This window comes from Lysinibacillus irui, assembly GCF_028877475.1.
GTDB classification, from domain to species: Bacteria; Bacillota; Bacilli; order Bacillales_A; family Planococcaceae; genus Lysinibacillus; species Lysinibacillus irui.
In genome coordinates this window covers 1,313,109-1,329,999 of record NZ_CP113527.1, presented here as the reverse complement: position 1 = coordinate 1,329,999, position 16,891 = coordinate 1,313,109, and the positions used below count along the sequence as shown (strand labels likewise).

The window sequence follows — 16,891 nt, the reverse complement described above, 5'->3', positions numbered from 1 at the left end:
AATATTTTTTTATCGAAAAACGATAAATTTTTTTCTCTTTATTTTGCAACTATTCTTTGCAAAATACGTCTTTCTTGTTCCTGATTAGGAAGGAAATGGGTTTAACAAATAAAAAAGAGTAGCCGCAACATGCAGCCACTCTTGTCATTAAAGATACATTTTTTGATCTAATTTTAGTTGTACTTCTTGTTGGTTTATTTGTAAGTTCACAACTTTCTTCACTTTTAAATAATAGACGATATAACAGCCAACAAAGAATGCTCCTCCACAATAAAGAGCTAATCGTTGAGCAGGATCAAAAGCCAAGCTTGCCATAACTATACAGTTTGCCAACAAACCTAAAATAGGAATTACTGGGTATAATGGTGCTTTGAATTTTAAATCTTCTACTTTTCCTCCCTGACGGATATAGGATCTTCTAAAAGCAATTTGCGAAGCAGTAATAGCAATCCAACCAATTTGTGCACCTAACCCTGCTAGGGAGAGTAGCCAAACAAATACTGTTTTTGCGGCGAATACACTTGAAAGTAGTGATAAACCAGCCACAGCAAGTGTAATCAATAAGGCATTCATTGGAATCCCTCTTTTATTAACCTTCCCTAATAAAGGGCTTGCCATCTTTTCAACAGAAAGAGAGAAAAGCATACGCGTTGCTGCATAGAGACCAGAGTTCGCAACAGATAATAAGGCTGTCAAAATAACAAAGTTCATAATATCTGCTGCATAAGGAATACCTATACTATCCAGTACAACAACAAATGGACTTTCAACAACACCAGCTTTATCCATAGGAATCATTCCAGCAAGCACAACGACTGATAAAACAAAGAAGAATAGCGTGCGCCAAACTGTTTGTTTAATCGATTTAGGGATTGTCTTTTCAGGATTTTCACTTTCCCCAGCCGCAATACCAATTAACTCCGTCCCTTGGAATGAGAAATTCACCGTAATCATTGTAATTAACAGTGCTGTTACACCATTTGGAAAAAGTCCACCCTCATAAAAATGAGAAAGGAATGGGGCATTTGATCCATCTTTCATATCGATTAGACCAAACATTGCCGCTCCGCCAACCCCAAGGAACATTAGGATGGCCAATATTTTAATACTTGAGAAGACAAATTCTGCTTCACCAAATGCTTTTGCTGATAATCCATTTAATACAAAGAGCAGGGCAGCAAATAGTAGACACCACATCCATACTGGTGATTCAGGAAACCATCTTTGCATAAGTTGTCCAGCACCTAAAAATTCAAGGGCCACAGTTACTGCCCAGCCTAACCAATACAACCATCCAACAGCAAAACCAGTTGCAGGGCCAATAAATTTCGTCGTATATGTTTGGAATGAACCGGATACTGGCATTGCAACAGACAATTCACCCAAACATAGCATAGTTAAATACATAACTGCTCCACCTACTAAGTAGGCTAAAATGGCACCTAATGGTCCAGCTTGGTTAATTGTGTAGCCTGATCCAAGAAAGAAACCAGTTCCAATACATCCTCCAAGTGAGATCATAAATAAATGTCTTGCTTTCATACTTCTTTTTAATTCATATTGTTCTGATGCCATAAGAAGCTCCTTACACTAATTATCTTGTAAGCACTTTCTTTTTTTCGTGCAAGAAAGATAACTAATAGAAATTTTAATAATTAATAGGATATTAATTTAGTATATTTTACGAACTGTCAATTTTCTGACAAAATAAATACCATTGAATAGCTAGAGCATTCGCCGTTTCTATTGTAAACTTAATTTAGGGAGAGCTACTTTCTTACATTTGGTTGTGGTGACTATTAATCTAAGAAAAGTTCTTCCTCTTTAAGATTTTGTTTAGAGTAGTGTATCTCCGAATAAAGAGCTGATTAAAGCTACAGCAGCGACTGCCGTTTTATTATATTGATCTAATACAGGATTTGTCTCAACAAACTCTGCAGAAGTAATAATATTTGCCTCTGATAGCATTTCCATAGCTAAATGGCTTTCACGGTAACTAATTCCACCCGCAACTGGCGTCCCTACTCCTGGTGCATCGTTTGGATCAAGCCCATCTAAATCTAATGAAAGGTGGACACCGTCTGTACGTTCCTTTAAATATTCAATCGTCTCCGAAATTACTGTTGTCATACCTAAACGATCAATTTCGTGCATCGTATATACTTTAATACCAATTTCCTTAATTAGCTTTTTCTCACCTGGATCTAAATCACGAGCACCAATAATGACAACATTTTCAGGTTTAACTTTTGGTGCATAACCCCCGATATTTGTCAGTGCAGGATGACCAAGTCCTAAACTTACAGCTAAAGACATCCCGTGAATATTTCCTGAAGGAGATGTTTCACCAGTGTTGAGATCTCCATGGGCATCGTACCAAATGACACCTAAATTCTCATAATGCTTTGAAACACCTGCTAATGTTCCAATAGCAATACTGTGATCTCCACCTAAAACTAAAGGAAAACGATTTAAAGAAATTTCGCGATCTACTTTTTGACCTAGCTTTTCATTACTATCTGCTACAGTTTTTAAATTTTTTAAGTTTGTCTTTTCTTCGGCTTCTTTATCTTCATTTACTATTTCAATATTTAAATCCCCTTCGTCATAAATCGAATAACCAAGGCCTTCAAGTCGATCTGTTAATCCAGCATATCTAATAGCACTTGGTCCCATGTCTACCCCTCTTCTAGTTTGGCCAAAATCCATGGGTACCCCAATAATTGTCACTTCTTTGTTCATGATGTTTTCTCCTCTCCGATAATTACTTTCACAGTATAAAGAAAATGGGATTTTGACTCAACTCGACATTATTTTAAATTTTTATACAGTTTAAATTATTAAAAACATAGATATTTTCTTGTATAAATGAATGTATAAAAACGGTTTCAGTGAATAAGGATACTTTTTTTACCAAATTAATGCGTTTTTTTGTTAGAAATTTCAAAATAAAAAATTAAAACTGTTCTATTTTTATAGATTTTTAAGAAAATTAGCTCAGTAATTTAAGGGTTAAGTACTATATATTAGAAAAATATTGAAACCATATCCAATTTTGTATACAGAGTGGGAAAGCTCCGATTAACAAATTATCGTTTTGAGACAGAAAAAAAGCCTTACAATATAGTTAGTAAGGCTTTAAAAGTTACTTTCATTTTCTACTTTAATAATTTTAAAATACTATTAAAACATATATCTTTATAAAACGTATGTTGTTCTTCTATATCACATGTCAACCATTGAATTAATGATCCATCAATTATCGCCCTTATCACTTTAGCATATGTTAATGGATCGATGTCTTCCCTAAATACACCCTCACCTTTTCCTAGTTCAATGATTTCTTGGCCAATTCCCCAGCAATTTTCATAAAATTTCAAGTTAATTCTTTTATAGTCTTCATTACCGTTTGCCTGGGCCAAAAAATCTAAATATACTCTGTAAAATTTTTTATTATCTTGGGGCGACACAAAAACAGCGTTTACATAGGCTTGAAGCTTTTCTATCGCGGAATGGTACTTGCCTATTTCTTGTATTTCAAAGCGATAAATTTTGCTTGTAGTGGATTCTAGTAATTCTAATAAAATGTTTTGTTTGCTTGTAAAGTAGTAGTGTACTACCCCTTTAGAAACATTAGCATGGTTTGCTATGTCCTGTAGTGTGACTTTATCATAGCCTAAATTTGAAACAGCATGAAAGGCTGCATTCATAATCTGTTTTTTTCGTTCTTCCTCTTTCTTTTTCATACGAGCCTCCGATGACGTAATAAAAGCCATTATACAGGATTAATAGATAAAATCCAATTTTATATTGACCGGTCAGAATAATTTTGATACTGTTTAATGGAATTTAATTGTAGGAGGACGTTACAATGACAGTAGAAAATTTTCAGGCATTAGTAGTCAATAAAGACCACGATTTTACAGTGAAAGTGAACAATTTAACTTTTGAAGATTTACCCCAAGGTGAGGTATTAATTAAAGTTAGTTATTCCGGTATTAATTATAAAGATAGTCTTGCTTCCATCCCTGATGGTAAAATCGTTACTTCCTATCCATTTGTACCTGGTATTGATTTAGCAGGAGTTGTTGTTTCCTCTGAAGATCCTCGCTTTAACGAAGGCGATGAAGTCATTGCCACTAGCTATGAAATAGGTGTATCTCATTTTGGAGGCTTCAGTGAGTATGCCCGTATCCCAGCAAAATGGATAGTGCCCCTTCCAAAAGGCCTTTCCCTTAAAGAGGCAATGGTGATTGGTACTGCAGGATTTACAGCCGCATTGTCTATCCAAAAATTAGAGGACAATGCTATTCATCCTGAAAAAGGAAAAATCCTAGTAACGGGTGCAACAGGCGGTGTAGGAAGCTTCGCTGTTGCTATTCTTTCTACGTTAGGCTATCAGGTGGAAGCAAGTACAGGAAAAGAAGATGAACATGATTATTTGCATAAACTTGGAGCTACCACTATCGTGAATCGTGAAGAAGTTTTTGATGGAAAGATTAGAGCATTAGGCAAACAAAAATGGGCTGCTGCTGTCGATTCTGTTGGAGGAGAGCCACTAGCTTCATTATTAAGCCAAATTCAATATGGAGGAGCTGTTGCAAGTAGCGGTTTAACAGCAGGTACACAGCTTCCGACGAGCGTATTCCCCTTCATTTTAAGAGGGGTAAATTTACTTGGAATTGATTCTGTTTATTGCCCAATGGACATTCGATTAAAGATCTGGGATCGTTTAGCAACTGATTTTAAACCTGCTAATATTGCTAATTTCATTCAGCGAGAGGTAACGTTGCAACAACTACCTGATGTTTTACCAGTTTTACTGAAAGGGCAAGCGAGAGGGAGATTCCTGGTTACAATGTAATTAGGTATATGAACTGCTCTCCATTCCATTTCCAAACATTATAGTTTTATGACACGGAAGTTACTGCGCATAAAGAGCGTGGTAACTTTTTTTATTGCTGACATCTGCCTGACATAATAGCTCCCTATAGTTAGTCATAGATGCCCATCTATTTCAAATACTAATGATTAAGATTGTCTAATTTAGCACTTATTCGCATAACAATAGAGTATGTATGTAGCAATATGGGAAGTCAACACTATAATCAATATTTGGAGATGATCGTATGAAGCGAGCACATATTAATGAATTAAATATCACAAGAGCATTAGCCATTCTAGCTGTACTTCTCATTCATTCAACCAGTACACCTGTTACAGTTTTATCAAGTGATTCGAAACTTTATCCACTTTATGTATTTTTTAATATTTTCCCGAAATTCGCTGTGCCAGTTTTTATTTTCTTAAGTGGCTTTGTTTTATTTTACAATTATATACAAAAAGATTTAACAAAAGAGCTTATCGTTCGTTTTTATCAGAAGAGAGTAACACAAATACTCATTCCTTACCTCTTTTTTTCTATTTTCTACTATGCAGCTACGCAATTTTTTGTGTCACGTGATTTAGTAGTAACATGGAATGCTCTATTTAGTGTGGAATTTCTTAAGAAGCTTTTGATTGGGAAAGCGTACACACATTTATACTATATTTTTATTATTGTGCAGTTCTATCTCATGTTCCCACTCTTCCTGTATATGTTAAAGAAAAAACCAGCCCTATCTCCTCATTTAATTTGGATTGGCTTTGCCCTTCAATGGGTCTTTATTCTATTAAATGCTGAGTTTTGGCAGTATCCCTATAGAGGCAGTATCTCTTTCTCGTATATTCTTTATTTCTTAGCCGGTGCATTTTTAGGTATCTATTTTGAACAATATAAAAAATGGCTCCATTTAAAGAAAGAAAATTTCCCGATACCAACCCTTTTTATATGGGCAATCTGGCTTTTTTCTACTATATATAATGTTTATTTATATTACTTTGTCTTTTCGTCTCAAACCTATTTAACGAACAGCATCATCTTTGAACTAGTTTTTCAGCTACAATCTTTGACTGCTTGTATGGTCTTATTACAACTATCCTTCTGGATCTATGATAAATGGAACCAAGGCTTTGTAAATGTCTTAATCAATCTAGGAACAGTTTCATTTGGTGTCTATCTCTTGCATCCACTTTTCCTTTTCCTTTATAGACAAATCAATATAAGTGGCAATAGTATTATCTTTCATTTATGGAGTGTTGGTGGCTTTATCTTTGCCCTATTTATCCCATGGATTCTTGTGCTATTGATAGGCAGATTTTTTAACTATCATTGGATTGCGTTTGGACCAATTCCGAAGAAGTTTCCTTACAAATAATTTATTAAATATACGGTCATTCACATGAATAATTGAAAGCATCGTTTGAATTAACCCCCTATATTATAGAAGAAACTAATAATAATACCCCTGTAGAATTATTCTCTACAGGGGTTTCAAAATTTGAACGGTTTAATTATTTAGCAATAGATCCGTCTTTCACTTTGTTGTTATTAGCGTCAACTAAGTTTGTTGATTTGAATTCAACTACAATGCTGTCTGTTAATGTATAGTCAGCTTTAGTTGTTACAGTAAGTTTACCACCTTCTACTTTAGCAGAAGCAAGTTCTACAGTTGAACCAGCAATTTTAACTGTTACTCCTGTTGGTGCAGCTTGGTCAGCAATATTTTCAGAGAAGTCTACTGTAAATGTTTTGCTATCTACTGCAGTTACTTTAGTAGCAACAGGTACAACATTTTCTTTAAGTGCTACTAGAGTTGTCACTTTTCCACCTTTAAGAGTGTTACCTTTTGTATCTACTACATTGATAGCTTCAAGTACATAATTACCATTAGCAGTGATAGAACCTTCAGGTAAAGTGAATCTTACTTTTTTAGTACCATCTACAAACTGAAGTTGAGTACCAGCAGGAAGTTCTTTTCCTCCAAGTGTGTAGTTAGCAGCATTTGTTGCTGTTGCAGTTACATCTGCAGCATATTCAACAGTGAATACATTGTTATCTGTTACAACAACTGGTGTAGCTCCAAATACTAATGAATCTGTAGGTGTTTCAGGTGTAGCTTCAAACACGCCTGTTGTTACATTGAAAGTAACTGTATCTGCAGTCACGTTGCCAGCTAAATCTGTCACTGCTTTTGCAGATAATTCAAATGTATAAGATGAATTGCTATCTAAATCAATGTCAACTTTTACAGTGTTTTTCTCTGCACCCTCAATTTTACCGTTACCATCTACATCGAAACCAGCGTCTGCTTTTACTGCTGTTTCTTTTCCAGTAGTGTAAGCAATACCGTTTTGCGTTTTAACTGTTAAAGTGCCATCTACTTTTACTGGCTCACTAAATGTAAGGTATAGTGCATCAACATCTGTAGTAGCATTTACATCATCAGCTACTAACATTTTAGTAGAAGCAGATACAAGTGAAGCAGGTGTTAAATCTTTTGATAGAATAGCATTAAACTCAAATGCATCTCCAGCATTACCAGCTAAATCTTTTTGTCCCTCTACTTTAATGTTTGTATTAATGAATGTAGCTGTACCTAATGCTGATTTTGCATCAATCGTGAATACAGTTTTATCCTCTGTATCTTTAATATCAGCATCTGTTAAATAGAAAACAGTTGATCCAACAGTTACTTTTGCATACCCTTTAATAGTTGTCTCTTTATCAACAACAAAATCATGTTTCTTTAATTCTTCTGAGAAATCAAACGTAATTTCTGTACCGTTTACTGCTGTAGAAACAGTTGGTTTTGAATTATCAGCGTCTGCTTTTAGAACTGTGAAATTCACAGCAATTGGATTTGCAATATTATTAGCGAAGTCAGTTGCACCTACGATATCTACTTTATAAGCTTGCTCGGCAGTTAAACCTTTGATAGTTAAAGTTTTACCAGATAAAGTATAACGATCTTTAGAAAGTTCAGCACCATTTAAGCTTACTGTTCCTTCACTTTGTACAGGCTCATCGAAAGTGATTACTGCTGTAGTGCCTTTTGCTTCTACAGAGTTAACGTTAACAGGTGTTGTGTCTGCAAATGTGATTAATTTGTTAAACTCTTCAGTTAAAACTTTAGTATCTGCTTTTGTTTGGATTGGTTTAACAGTTACTTTACCATTTGTTAATTTTAATTCTTTATTAGTTGTTAAAATAACAGACATGCCATCTTCAGATACTTCTGCTTTTGTGATCGCTACACCTTCAATCGCATATTTACCTGTCACAGCAGCATCTTTTGCATCAACAGCTGTGTTGAATTTTACTTCAAGCTCTTTTGCATTAAGTCCTTGTACAGAAGCTACAGCTGGAGTTACCTCTTTTACTGTTGCATCAATTGTACGTTTTACCATTGTAGCGAATTCTTCACGGCTAATTTTATCTTGTGGAGCTAATAATGAACCTTTACCGTTGATTACGCCGTTTTCTACAGCTGTTTCTAAGTAAGATACAGCCCATTTAGAAGCTTTAGAAGCATCCGCGAATTGGCTTAAATCCGCTTTACCTGTTAATTGGTATCCTTCTACGATTACTTTCGCAGCTTGTTCTCTTGTTAATTGAGCTTTCGGTTCAAATTTACCATTGCCCATACCGTCAAATAATTCAGGTGAAGTTGCAAGTACTGCATTATAGAACCAGTCATTTTCATCTACATCAGAAAAATCTTCAGTTCCTGTTGCTTTTAAGTCTAATGCTTTTGATAAGATTTCAGCAGCTTCTGCACGAGTTAGAGTACCAGCTGGGTTGAAGTTCCCCTTTTCATCGCCTTGGATGAAGCCTTTGTCAGTTAAAAATTGAACTGCTTCTTTAGCCCAAGATGAAATGCTATCTGCATCGTTAAATTCAGCAGCTGATGCTACTGGCACGATTGCTGATGCTACTAATGCTGCAGTAGCAGTAGTTACGAAAAATTTACGACCTTTGTTTTGTTTTGTCATAGTATATTCCTCCAGAATTTTAATAAATTATATTATTCTGTGAAAACAATATTATCGCTCTATTTAGTTTTTAAAATATGTATAATTTGTTCTCGCAAATAATAATTACAACCAATTATATGTAAAGCAATCTTCCTAAGTTTCCAAGATTAAATATCCCAATCCAACTGTAATTTGCTTTACAAGACAATATTATAACTACATTACCAATAAATAAATGCTAAAAATAAGGTAATATTAATACTGTATTGGTTATGTAGGTAATTTCTTCATTAAAAAATTCCAAAATATAGGAGTGTTTGATTACTTGATGACAAAAGTTAGATAATATTTACATGTTTAAGAGATTTCATGTAGAAAAAGTATTTACGTTCAATACTTTCTTAATATAACAACAAACTGTCTACTATATGTTTGATAGGGTCCTAATTGTATTAATTAAAGGTTCTATTTTTTTCAACGATCTTTTAAACAAAAAAAGGCTTAAGCCCTGTAATGGACTCATGCCTTCCTCTTAGTTTTTTATTTTGGTAGAATAAACGTTGCTTTTTTCCCTTTAGAAATATCCTCTGCTCCTTGGTTACGAATTGGACCTAATTCAATTTCAAAGGCTTTATCTTTCCAAATCTTTTCATACTGCTCTTGATCTAGCACATAGATTTGTAATAGTTCACCCGTTTCACCAGCTTTAATGACATCTTTATAGCCATAATTTAATAGCATTCCTTCATCCAATAAATATTGAGTGCCATCATTCACTGTTAATTTTGAGGACAAAGACGATAAACCAATTTCACTTGTCGTTTTATTGTCTAATTTAAATTTAACTGTTAATAATGTTACGCCATTTGTGAAATTAGAAAAACGTGGTGCTTCCACTTCATTTGGGGTAAATGCAGTAAATTGATACCCTTCTAACACTGCATTGACATCACCAATTGGTTTGCTGTCGTTGATATTACTTTTTTCCTTCAGCATTTTCTTTTCACCCATGTTGTCCATCGTTGCTTTATCTTGATAGAACGCAGCGTTACTAGAAACCTTCTCAGAACCTTGTGCATTAATTGCTAAATTAAATCGGCCTTCTGAACCAATAGACGTATCATATTTATCTTTCTCTGTAATTGGTAGTGGAACCATTACTGTAACTGTACCTAACTCATTGATTTTCGCTAAATGACTTTCTCCGAATGGATATGCAATGTAGCCAGTTACCTCTTCACCAGCTTTCAGCTCATAACCTGTTTGATAGTTTAATTTTGTAGGCAATTGCTGATCCTCTGGAATTAAATCCTTATAATTAGTATAGTATTTAGGTGCTCCTGTATAAGTAATATCTAAGCTTGGCATATAGTAGACATCTTTATCCATGTCATTTTTCACTGTATATTTTGCTAAAATAACCCCACCATTTGTTTCATCGTTAAATGGAATAGCAAAATCAGTGTGGAAGTCCTTTAATTCAACTAACGAGTAGCTATCAAGAGAAATTGAAACATCCTCCATTTTATGGACTTGTGGCTCTTTATTTTCATAAAGAACTTTTGCTGTCCCTTGTGTTTCCTCTTCCATATAAGAGATTAAAGAAGTAATATCTGCTGATTCCTTAGTTGGTTCTTCTTCTTTCTTATCTTCCTCATTTTTATCTGAATGTTCTTTTTCCTGTCCTTGTTCCTCTTGCGTATTTTTCGCATCATTGTCTTTCTTCGCTTCTTCCTCACTTTTTCCACATCCACTAAGAATAACAGCGATAGCGAAAGTAAGTGACAGTAATAATAATAAGTTCTTTTTCATTTCTTCCTCCATAATTTCAATAATCAGAAACTTCAAACTCAATTTTAAAATAGTTTCACAATAAACCATTTTGAGCTGATACCCATTTTAATCCACATTTTGTAATGAAACAACATTTTTTGGTAAAAATTATACTATCGCAACAAAGGCATACCAATAATTAACACTTTAGTAATCCGATATCATTTAATGTAATACAAATTATTACATTTTCTTTTTCGTGTAGCATTTTCATAGGTAGGTAAATAGTTCTTATCCTATTTATAACAACGGTTTTGTACTTGGATATGTAAAAAAGTTATAATATACCCAGGTCATAAGTCTCAAAAATAGAAAACACGAGATTCTTATTCCTTACACAGAAAACCGACCAATCAATTACTACATATGAAAAAGCCAGGTAACTCACTTCATTCTATGAGCCCCCTGGCTTTATCCTATAAATAGATGACCATTCTCTAAATAAAAACAAACAGGTTAACAATAGGTTCAATTTTATTCAAACATAGATAATTTTGTTAAGTATCTGTAATAACAATATACGACAAGATAGGGCAACAGATAGGAGAAAAATGTATACACTATATTCCATCCATTTTCATAAATGATCCACCCGAAAAGAACAAAAATTTGTTCTAAACATGTTGTAATTACGGTCATTATTACAACAACCATATAAGTCCTTTTAAACTTTCTTATAAGAAAAACTAAGTAACAAGCTAATACAGGGTAAATCCCCAACTCTGAAGGCAATGAAGCAAGATTTTTTTGCTCTGGAAAAGGGGCTACCTCCCAAAAACCAAAATAGTAAGCCATGGTATTTATAAAATAAGCTAGGACACTAGAAAAAGGGGCGACTAATACGATTAATAAACTATCTTTTTTAAATAAATGCATGGAAGCAATAAGCCATGGAAGAACAAATGCAATTAGAAAATTGAAGAACATTTGACTAACGTCCTTTTAGTACTATTATTAACATAAATTTTTTTAACTACTCTTCAGAATACAGATTTATTATTTTAGCAGTCATTTTTTCTAGCAACCCTGCCCCACCAGTGTAGCTGGATTTATTAATTTCATCATATTCTTAAGATTCTTTAAAGAATATAGTTATTTATGTAATCGACACTTCGATGCAAATGGAAATATTTCTATTTTACAATGAGTTAGCAAATAAAAACAGATTGTAGGGGGACCTAAAGATGCAAATAACGAATCCAAACACAAAAATGATTAACCCAAAAATTTTATATTATGGATTTCCAGTAATTTTACTGACTACGTTGAATGAGGATGGAACAGTAAATATTAGTCCATTATCCTCGTCATGGGCATTAGGAGATTGTATTGTCTTAGGTATAGGGCTTGGTGGAAAAGCAATCGAAAATTTAGAACGACATCCCGAATGTGTTATTAATATTCCTGATCCCTCTCTATGGGAGAATGTAGAACAGTTAGCCCCATATACAGGAAAAAATATAGTGCCAGATTTTAAGAAACAGATTGGCTTTACTTATAGAAAAGATAAGTTTGCAATTAGTGGATTAACACCTATTGAGTCTACAACAGTCATTCCTACTCGTATTATGGAGTGCCCCATACAAATTGAGGCAAAGGTAAAACATATACGCGTTCCTAATTATTCTCCGGATTTTGCAATCGTTGAAACTCAAACGATACATGTACATGCACATACGGACATTATTATAAAAGATCATCATATCGACCCCAATAAATGGAGTCCTCTTATTTATAATTTCCGACATTATTTTGGTCTGGGTAACGAGCTAGGTAACAACTTTCGATCAGAAATGTAAACCTCTTTTATAACAAAAGCTGATGAGTTTGTATTTTCAACTCATCAGCTTTTAATTTAAAATCTCAATAATGTTAGATCTAAGTTTATGCTTGTAGCAGCTTTAAAGCCATCAGCCGCGGCAATCATCAAGGAAGAGGGTCCTGCTTTTTCAGTTTCACCTGCAACATATACTCCACTCACTGTTGTTCTTCCTGCATTGTCTGTTATAATTCCTCCGTTTTCATCAACTTGACAGTTTAACTGTATAGCCAAATTATTTGGACGATAAAAACTTGGAACTACGAAACCACCACTTCTTACAATGTTTTCACCTGTTTCCAATTCAATACTGTATAAATTACCTTCGTCTCCATGTAAATTTTTTATAATAGCCGTATATACCATTATCTTTTTACGTTGAAATTCATTTTGTATGATATCGGAAAGTTGATGACCATTTGTAAATACAATTAAGTCCTGTGACCAATTAAACAGCAACTTGGTCATATGATTAATGTGTGCTTCGCTTTCTGCTATTATAGCTAATGGCTTATCTTTTAGCTCCCAACCATCACAATATGGACAGCTGAATAAACTCTTACCATAATATTGTCTGATTTGTGGTATGGGAAACTCCTCTTGTATACCAGTAGCTAATAATATTTTTTCAGTCAGATATGAAATATTATTTGATGTATTCACTACAAATTGTTGATCATCTTTTTTTATCTCAATAACTGTCTGATCTGAAATTGAAATAGATGGATAAGACTGCAATTCTGTAAGAGCAATTTCTTTAAATTCATGAGGTTTTATTCCATCTCTTGTTACATATCCATGGGACTCCTGTGTTACACGATTTCGATTTGTTCCATTATCAAATAAAAGTATTTTCCTTCGTGCTCTACCCAAAGTTAAAGCGGCACTTAAACCAGCTGGCCCACCGCCTATAATAATACAATCGTATTGATACATCTGCTTTCCTCCATTTTCATAAAATATATTAAAGACCTTTAATATCTACAATTAGGGTGAAAAACATCACCATTACATAGGTGATGCCTCCTTCATTTTTTTAGCTAGATCGACAATTAGTGTGTGATCCAATTCATCCAACAGCTTTTCCTCAGCTGATTCAATCGCCTTTTGAATTAAACAATCAGGATTATGATTCAAACAATAATCAAAAATAGGGGTCAAACCTTCAACGGCCTTTATAACATCGAGTAATGAAAGTTCTTCCCATCCCCTTTTTAATTTATAGCCTCCATTTGCACCTGAGACAGATTCAATCATTCCTGACTTTACTAACTTTGTTAGTATTTTAGATAGATAGGTCGTTGAAACTTCTTGTCGTTCAGCTAATTTTGCCACCCCAATATGCTCATTGGGTGGATTAATAGCTAAAAATAGCATTGTGTGGAGAGCATAATTAGTTGCTTTTGTTAGCTTCATCTTATCACCACCATATTAAGGACTTAATATATCCATAATATCTATTTAATTTTTACCGGTCAATTTTTTTGTATCGATGCTAGTTTTATTTTAGTGTACAAAAAAGACTCGAAAAACAATTAGGACTTTTCCCCAAACCTTTATTAGAATCGATGTTTTCTATAATATTTCTTTTAGCAATGAGTCTATAAATCATAAGTGAAAATAAAAAACTGCATCTCCAATTGTTAGTTAATAGCTAACAAGTAGGATGCAGTTCATGATAAATGTGTATTTAATTATAAAGATTAAACAGCTGTGTAACCACCATCAATTGGTAAAGTTACGCCTGAAATAAATGATGAATCATCACTAGCTAGGAATAATACTGTTTTGGCTACTTCTACAGGTTTACCTAAACGTCCCATTGGGTGAAGACCTACCAAGCTATCAATGACATTTTGTGATAATGTGTTCATAAGCGGTGTTTCAATATAGCCTGGAGCTATAGCATTTGCACGTATTCCTTCTTTACTATATCTAGCAGCTACTTGTTGAGTTAGCATTTTAATGCCACCTTTTGAAGCTGAATATGGGGCAAGACCATCACGTGCAACTAGACTATGAATAGAACCAGTATTAATTATAACTCCACCAGTACCTTGTTTTTGGAATTGTTCAATTGCATATTTATCTGAAAGAAAGACACTTGTTAAATTAATATCAATTACTTTTTGCCAAGATGCTAAATCTAGATCGTGTACATCAGCCTCAATGTTAATGCCAGCATTTGCAAACATAACATCTAATTTCCCAAACTTTTCAACCGTTGTAGAAACTAAATTTTTAATTTCGTCTTCTTTTGATACATCAGTCTTTACAAAGATTGTATCGTAGCCTTTTGAATTCAATTCATCAGAGTATGCTTGTCCCTTATCTGCAACATCAGCGATAGCTACTTTCGCTCCTTCTTTTGCAAATTCAAGTGCTGTAGCTTCTCCAAGACCACTTGCCCCTCCTGTTACAATGACAACTTTATCTTGAAATCTCATAGTAAGTTCCTCCTACGTAATGTTCTAAAATATATCCCAGATTTGATTCAGGTTACGTTTCAATCGCACCTGATGAACCTGACACGCTAACGCAAGTGCTGTTACACGGCCAATATCAAAATGAACTTACAATCTAAAAAATTTGATATTGCCTCCTATTGCTTTTTATTTCTGCTTGCATTAGTAGTATATCTTCTAGGAAAAAACGTATTCAATACTTTAGAAGGAATGAGCTTATTCCTTTACAGTTATATAAGAAGGAGTTTAGCGCAATGAACCTATATAACATATCCCCCCAAGTTCACCTTGTTTTTTTATTGGTCATCCAATTTGGATTACATCGTATCTTTTATAATCCACTTTTTTCTACTGGAACATTCCTATTTTCTTCTTGATCATTAGCTTTTATGGCACTTCCCACGTTCTGACCATTACCTTCACCTTTATTTATTCGGTAATTGTTTTTTGATAGTTTCCATATAATTGCCCGCAAGCCGCATCTATATCTATGCCAAATTGACTTCTTATCGTAACGTTAATTCCTGCTGACTTTAATTCTTTATAGAAGTTTTCAACACGATTTTCACCTACTTCTTCAAATCTCATAGGTGAACTAAAAGTTGGATTATATCTGATGATGTTTACATGGTACAAGTTCCCTTTCTTATATCTACTTTTTAAAAGATTTACTATTTCTTTTGCATGTTCAATAGAATCATTCACTCCAGCTAACAAAACATACGCAATATAAACCTTTCTTGAGGTCACCCGTATATGCTCATCTAAAGTGTCCATTACATCCAATAAAGGGTATTGATCATTAATTGGCATTAACTTGCTTCGCTGGTCATTGAATGGAGAATGTAATGAAAAAGTCAAATTAACCTGCGGATAATTTTGAGTCAACTTTTTAATGCTTGGAATAATGCCTATAGTCGAAATTGATAATCTGCGAGGACTTAAAGCAAATAACCTCGGATTTGTAAGAACATTTAAAGCATCAAAAATTTGTACATTAGCTAATGCTTCCCCCATTCCCATAAAAGAAATACTATCAATTGAATGTCCTTTCAAGTGAAAATACAAAATTTGGTCTGTAATTTCATCTGATGTGAGGTTGCGTTTTAATCCTATATCTCCAGTAGCACAAAATTTACAACCAAAATTACAGCCACACTGAGAGGATATGCAAAATGACTCCCAACCAGCTTTGTATTTCATATTTACTGTCTCTATTTTTTCATCCCCTACAATTTCAAATAGAACTTTTGTCACTTGTTCAGAATGTTGTACTTTTAACGCTTCAATATTTAAAATCGATTCTCCAAACTCCTTTATTAACATTTCTCTTAGGGATTTAGGAAGAACCGTTATGTCAGTGAAATTATTTATCCGACCTTGGAATATAGCATTTGTAATTTGGTTCATTCTAAAATTAGGGAAATTATTCTGATTTAAGAACTCTTGAATTCTTGCATACTTGTTTTTTTGTTGCATATTTTCTCACCCTTCAATTTAACTCTTTTTTGCTTGAGTAAAATTTGAGGGAGTTATCATCTAACCTTTTTTATAAAATTAAGCACAAAAAAACACCGACACAATTATCGGTGTTACTACGCTTAAAAAATCTTACACAAATAATCAAGGACATTATTTATGTCATTGAATTAAAGTTTATTTGCTGTAGAGAAAAAGCTCCGATAACTGATTTTGTTTGGTTATTTGGCTTAAAAAAGGACAGACCACTCCCTTTATACGCCAAACGATTTCCAAGTTTTGCATTTTTACCGAACAAAATTCTAAAAACTGTTATCATTGCTTTCACCTCTTTTCTGTAAATAATAGTAATAGATACCATAGCATGAAGTTTCCCTTATGTAAAGATAAATGTTTGTTTTACAGAGGTATCACTCATTATTATAATCACACTAAGGTT

14 protein-coding genes are annotated in these 16,891 nt (G+C 33.8%); 3 read left to right on the top strand and 11 right to left on the bottom strand.

All coding sequences use genetic code 11. The features are described from left to right. Positions 1 to 147 precede the first annotated feature (147 nt). The 3 genes from OU989_RS06350 to OU989_RS06340 form a co-directional block, all read right to left on the bottom strand. A complete protein-coding gene (locus OU989_RS06350) occupies positions 148 to 1,575 on the bottom strand; it encodes an amino acid permease (protein WP_274796281.1) in 1,428 nt (475 codons plus the stop codon). Positions 1,576 to 1,836: 261 nt separating this feature from the next. Continuing rightward, positions 1,837 to 2,742, bottom strand: coding sequence for an arginase (rocF, locus tag OU989_RS06345; protein ID WP_274796280.1), 906 nt, complete (start codon positions 2,740 to 2,742; stop codon positions 1,837 to 1,839). 416 nt (positions 2,743 to 3,158) lie between these two features. Continuing rightward, positions 3,159 to 3,746: a TetR/AcrR family transcriptional regulator gene (locus tag OU989_RS06340; protein ID WP_274796279.1), complete on the bottom strand. Its 588-nt coding sequence runs from the start codon at positions 3,744 to 3,746 to the stop codon at positions 3,159 to 3,161. 125 nt (positions 3,747 to 3,871) lie between these two features. Here OU989_RS06340 and OU989_RS06335 point away from each other — a divergent pair, with 125 nt between their 5' ends. Next, on the top strand, positions 3,872 to 4,864 hold the full coding sequence (locus OU989_RS06335; protein ID WP_274796278.1) for an NADPH:quinone oxidoreductase family protein: 993 nt from the start codon (positions 3,872 to 3,874) through the stop codon (positions 4,862 to 4,864). A 265-nt stretch (positions 4,865 to 5,129) separates the two neighbouring features. Continuing rightward, positions 5,130 to 6,257: an acyltransferase gene (locus OU989_RS06330; protein ID WP_274796277.1), complete on the top strand. Its 1,128-nt coding sequence runs from the start codon at positions 5,130 to 5,132 to the stop codon at positions 6,255 to 6,257. 136 nt (positions 6,258 to 6,393) lie between these two features. Here OU989_RS06330 and OU989_RS06325 read toward each other — a convergent pair whose 3' ends face one another. The 3 genes from OU989_RS06325 to OU989_RS06315 all read right to left on the bottom strand — a co-directional run bounded on the left by OU989_RS06325 (position 6,394) and on the right by OU989_RS06315 (position 11,616). Next, positions 6,394 to 8,874 carry an S-layer homology domain-containing protein gene (locus OU989_RS06325; RefSeq protein ID WP_274796276.1) on the bottom strand — a complete coding sequence of 827 codons (2,481 nt, stop codon included), beginning with the start codon at positions 8,872 to 8,874 and terminating at the stop codon, positions 6,394 to 6,396. 522 nt (positions 8,875 to 9,396) lie between these two features. Then, positions 9,397 to 10,668: a DUF5068 domain-containing protein gene (locus tag OU989_RS06320; RefSeq protein WP_274796275.1), complete on the bottom strand. Its 1,272-nt coding sequence runs from the start codon at positions 10,666 to 10,668 to the stop codon at positions 9,397 to 9,399. 495 nt (positions 10,669 to 11,163) lie between these two features. After that, complete coding sequence (locus OU989_RS06315) at positions 11,164 to 11,616, bottom strand: CBO0543 family protein (RefSeq protein WP_274796273.1); 453 nt, start codon at positions 11,614 to 11,616, stop codon at positions 11,164 to 11,166. A gap of 257 nt (positions 11,617 to 11,873) precedes the next feature. Here OU989_RS06315 and OU989_RS06310 point away from each other — a divergent pair, with 257 nt between their 5' ends. Then, positions 11,874 to 12,488, top strand: coding sequence for a flavin reductase family protein (locus OU989_RS06310; RefSeq protein WP_274796272.1), 615 nt, complete (start codon positions 11,874 to 11,876; stop codon positions 12,486 to 12,488). A gap of 56 nt (positions 12,489 to 12,544) precedes the next feature. On the opposite strand, the gene OU989_RS06305 is transcribed toward OU989_RS06310, so the two are convergent. The 5 genes from OU989_RS06305 to OU989_RS06285 form a co-directional block, all read right to left on the bottom strand. Then, on the bottom strand, positions 12,545 to 13,444 hold the full coding sequence (locus tag OU989_RS06305; protein WP_274796271.1) for an NAD(P)/FAD-dependent oxidoreductase: 900 nt from the start codon (positions 13,442 to 13,444) through the stop codon (positions 12,545 to 12,547). Between the two features lie 72 nt (positions 13,445 to 13,516). Then, positions 13,517 to 13,924, bottom strand: coding sequence for an Rrf2 family transcriptional regulator (locus OU989_RS06300; protein WP_274796270.1), 408 nt, complete (start codon positions 13,922 to 13,924; stop codon positions 13,517 to 13,519). A 287-nt stretch (positions 13,925 to 14,211) separates the two neighbouring features. Further along, on the bottom strand, positions 14,212 to 14,955 hold the full coding sequence (locus OU989_RS06295; RefSeq protein WP_274796269.1) for an SDR family NAD(P)-dependent oxidoreductase: 744 nt from the start codon (positions 14,953 to 14,955) through the stop codon (positions 14,212 to 14,214). A 447-nt stretch (positions 14,956 to 15,402) separates the two neighbouring features. Further along, positions 15,403 to 16,452: a Cfr family 23S rRNA (adenine(2503)-C(8))-methyltransferase gene (locus OU989_RS06290; RefSeq protein ID WP_274796268.1), complete on the bottom strand. Its 1,050-nt coding sequence runs from the start codon at positions 16,450 to 16,452 to the stop codon at positions 15,403 to 15,405. A 157-nt stretch (positions 16,453 to 16,609) separates the two neighbouring features. Then, the gene (locus OU989_RS06285; RefSeq protein WP_274796267.1) at positions 16,610 to 16,771 is read right to left on the bottom strand and encodes a hypothetical protein; all 162 of its coding nucleotides are present in this window, start codon (positions 16,769 to 16,771) and stop codon (positions 16,610 to 16,612) included. Positions 16,772 to 16,891: the final 120 nt, after the last annotated feature.

Excerpts from the sequence above, each read along its gene's own strand:
- OU989_RS06320 (WP_274796275.1), bottom strand. The coding sequence starts at position 10,668 with ATGAAAAAGAACTTATTATTATTACTGTCACTTACTTTCGCTATCGCT.
- OU989_RS06300 (WP_274796270.1), bottom strand. The coding sequence starts at position 13,924 with ATGAAGCTAACAAAAGCAACTAATTATGCTCTCCACACAATGCTATTT.
- OU989_RS06310 (WP_274796272.1), top strand. The coding sequence starts at position 11,874 with ATGCAAATAACGAATCCAAACACAAAAATGATTAACCCAAAAATTTTA.
- OU989_RS06325 (WP_274796276.1), bottom strand. The coding sequence starts at position 8,874 with ATGACAAAACAAAACAAAGGTCGTAAATTTTTCGTAACTACTGCTACT.
- OU989_RS06290 (WP_274796268.1), bottom strand. The coding sequence starts at position 16,452 with ATGCAACAAAAAAACAAGTATGCAAGAATTCAAGAGTTCTTAAATCAG.
- OU989_RS06335 (WP_274796278.1), top strand. The coding sequence starts at position 3,872 with ATGACAGTAGAAAATTTTCAGGCATTAGTAGTCAATAAAGACCACGAT.
- OU989_RS06315 (WP_274796273.1), bottom strand. The coding sequence starts at position 11,616 with ATGTTCTTCAATTTTCTAATTGCATTTGTTCTTCCATGGCTTATTGCT.
- OU989_RS06285 (WP_274796267.1), bottom strand. The coding sequence starts at position 16,771 with ATGATAACAGTTTTTAGAATTTTGTTCGGTAAAAATGCAAAACTTGGA.
- OU989_RS06340 (WP_274796279.1), bottom strand. The coding sequence starts at position 3,746 with ATGAAAAAGAAAGAGGAAGAACGAAAAAAACAGATTATGAATGCAGCC.
- OU989_RS06305 (WP_274796271.1), bottom strand. The coding sequence starts at position 13,444 with ATGTATCAATACGATTGTATTATTATAGGCGGTGGGCCAGCTGGTTTA.
- OU989_RS06295 (WP_274796269.1), bottom strand. The coding sequence starts at position 14,955 with ATGAGATTTCAAGATAAAGTTGTCATTGTAACAGGAGGGGCAAGTGGT.
- OU989_RS06350 (WP_274796281.1), bottom strand. The coding sequence starts at position 1,575 with ATGGCATCAGAACAATATGAATTAAAAAGAAGTATGAAAGCAAGACAT.
- rocF (WP_274796280.1), bottom strand. The coding sequence starts at position 2,742 with ATGAACAAAGAAGTGACAATTATTGGGGTACCCATGGATTTTGGCCAA.
- OU989_RS06330 (WP_274796277.1), top strand. The coding sequence starts at position 5,130 with ATGAAGCGAGCACATATTAATGAATTAAATATCACAAGAGCATTAGCC.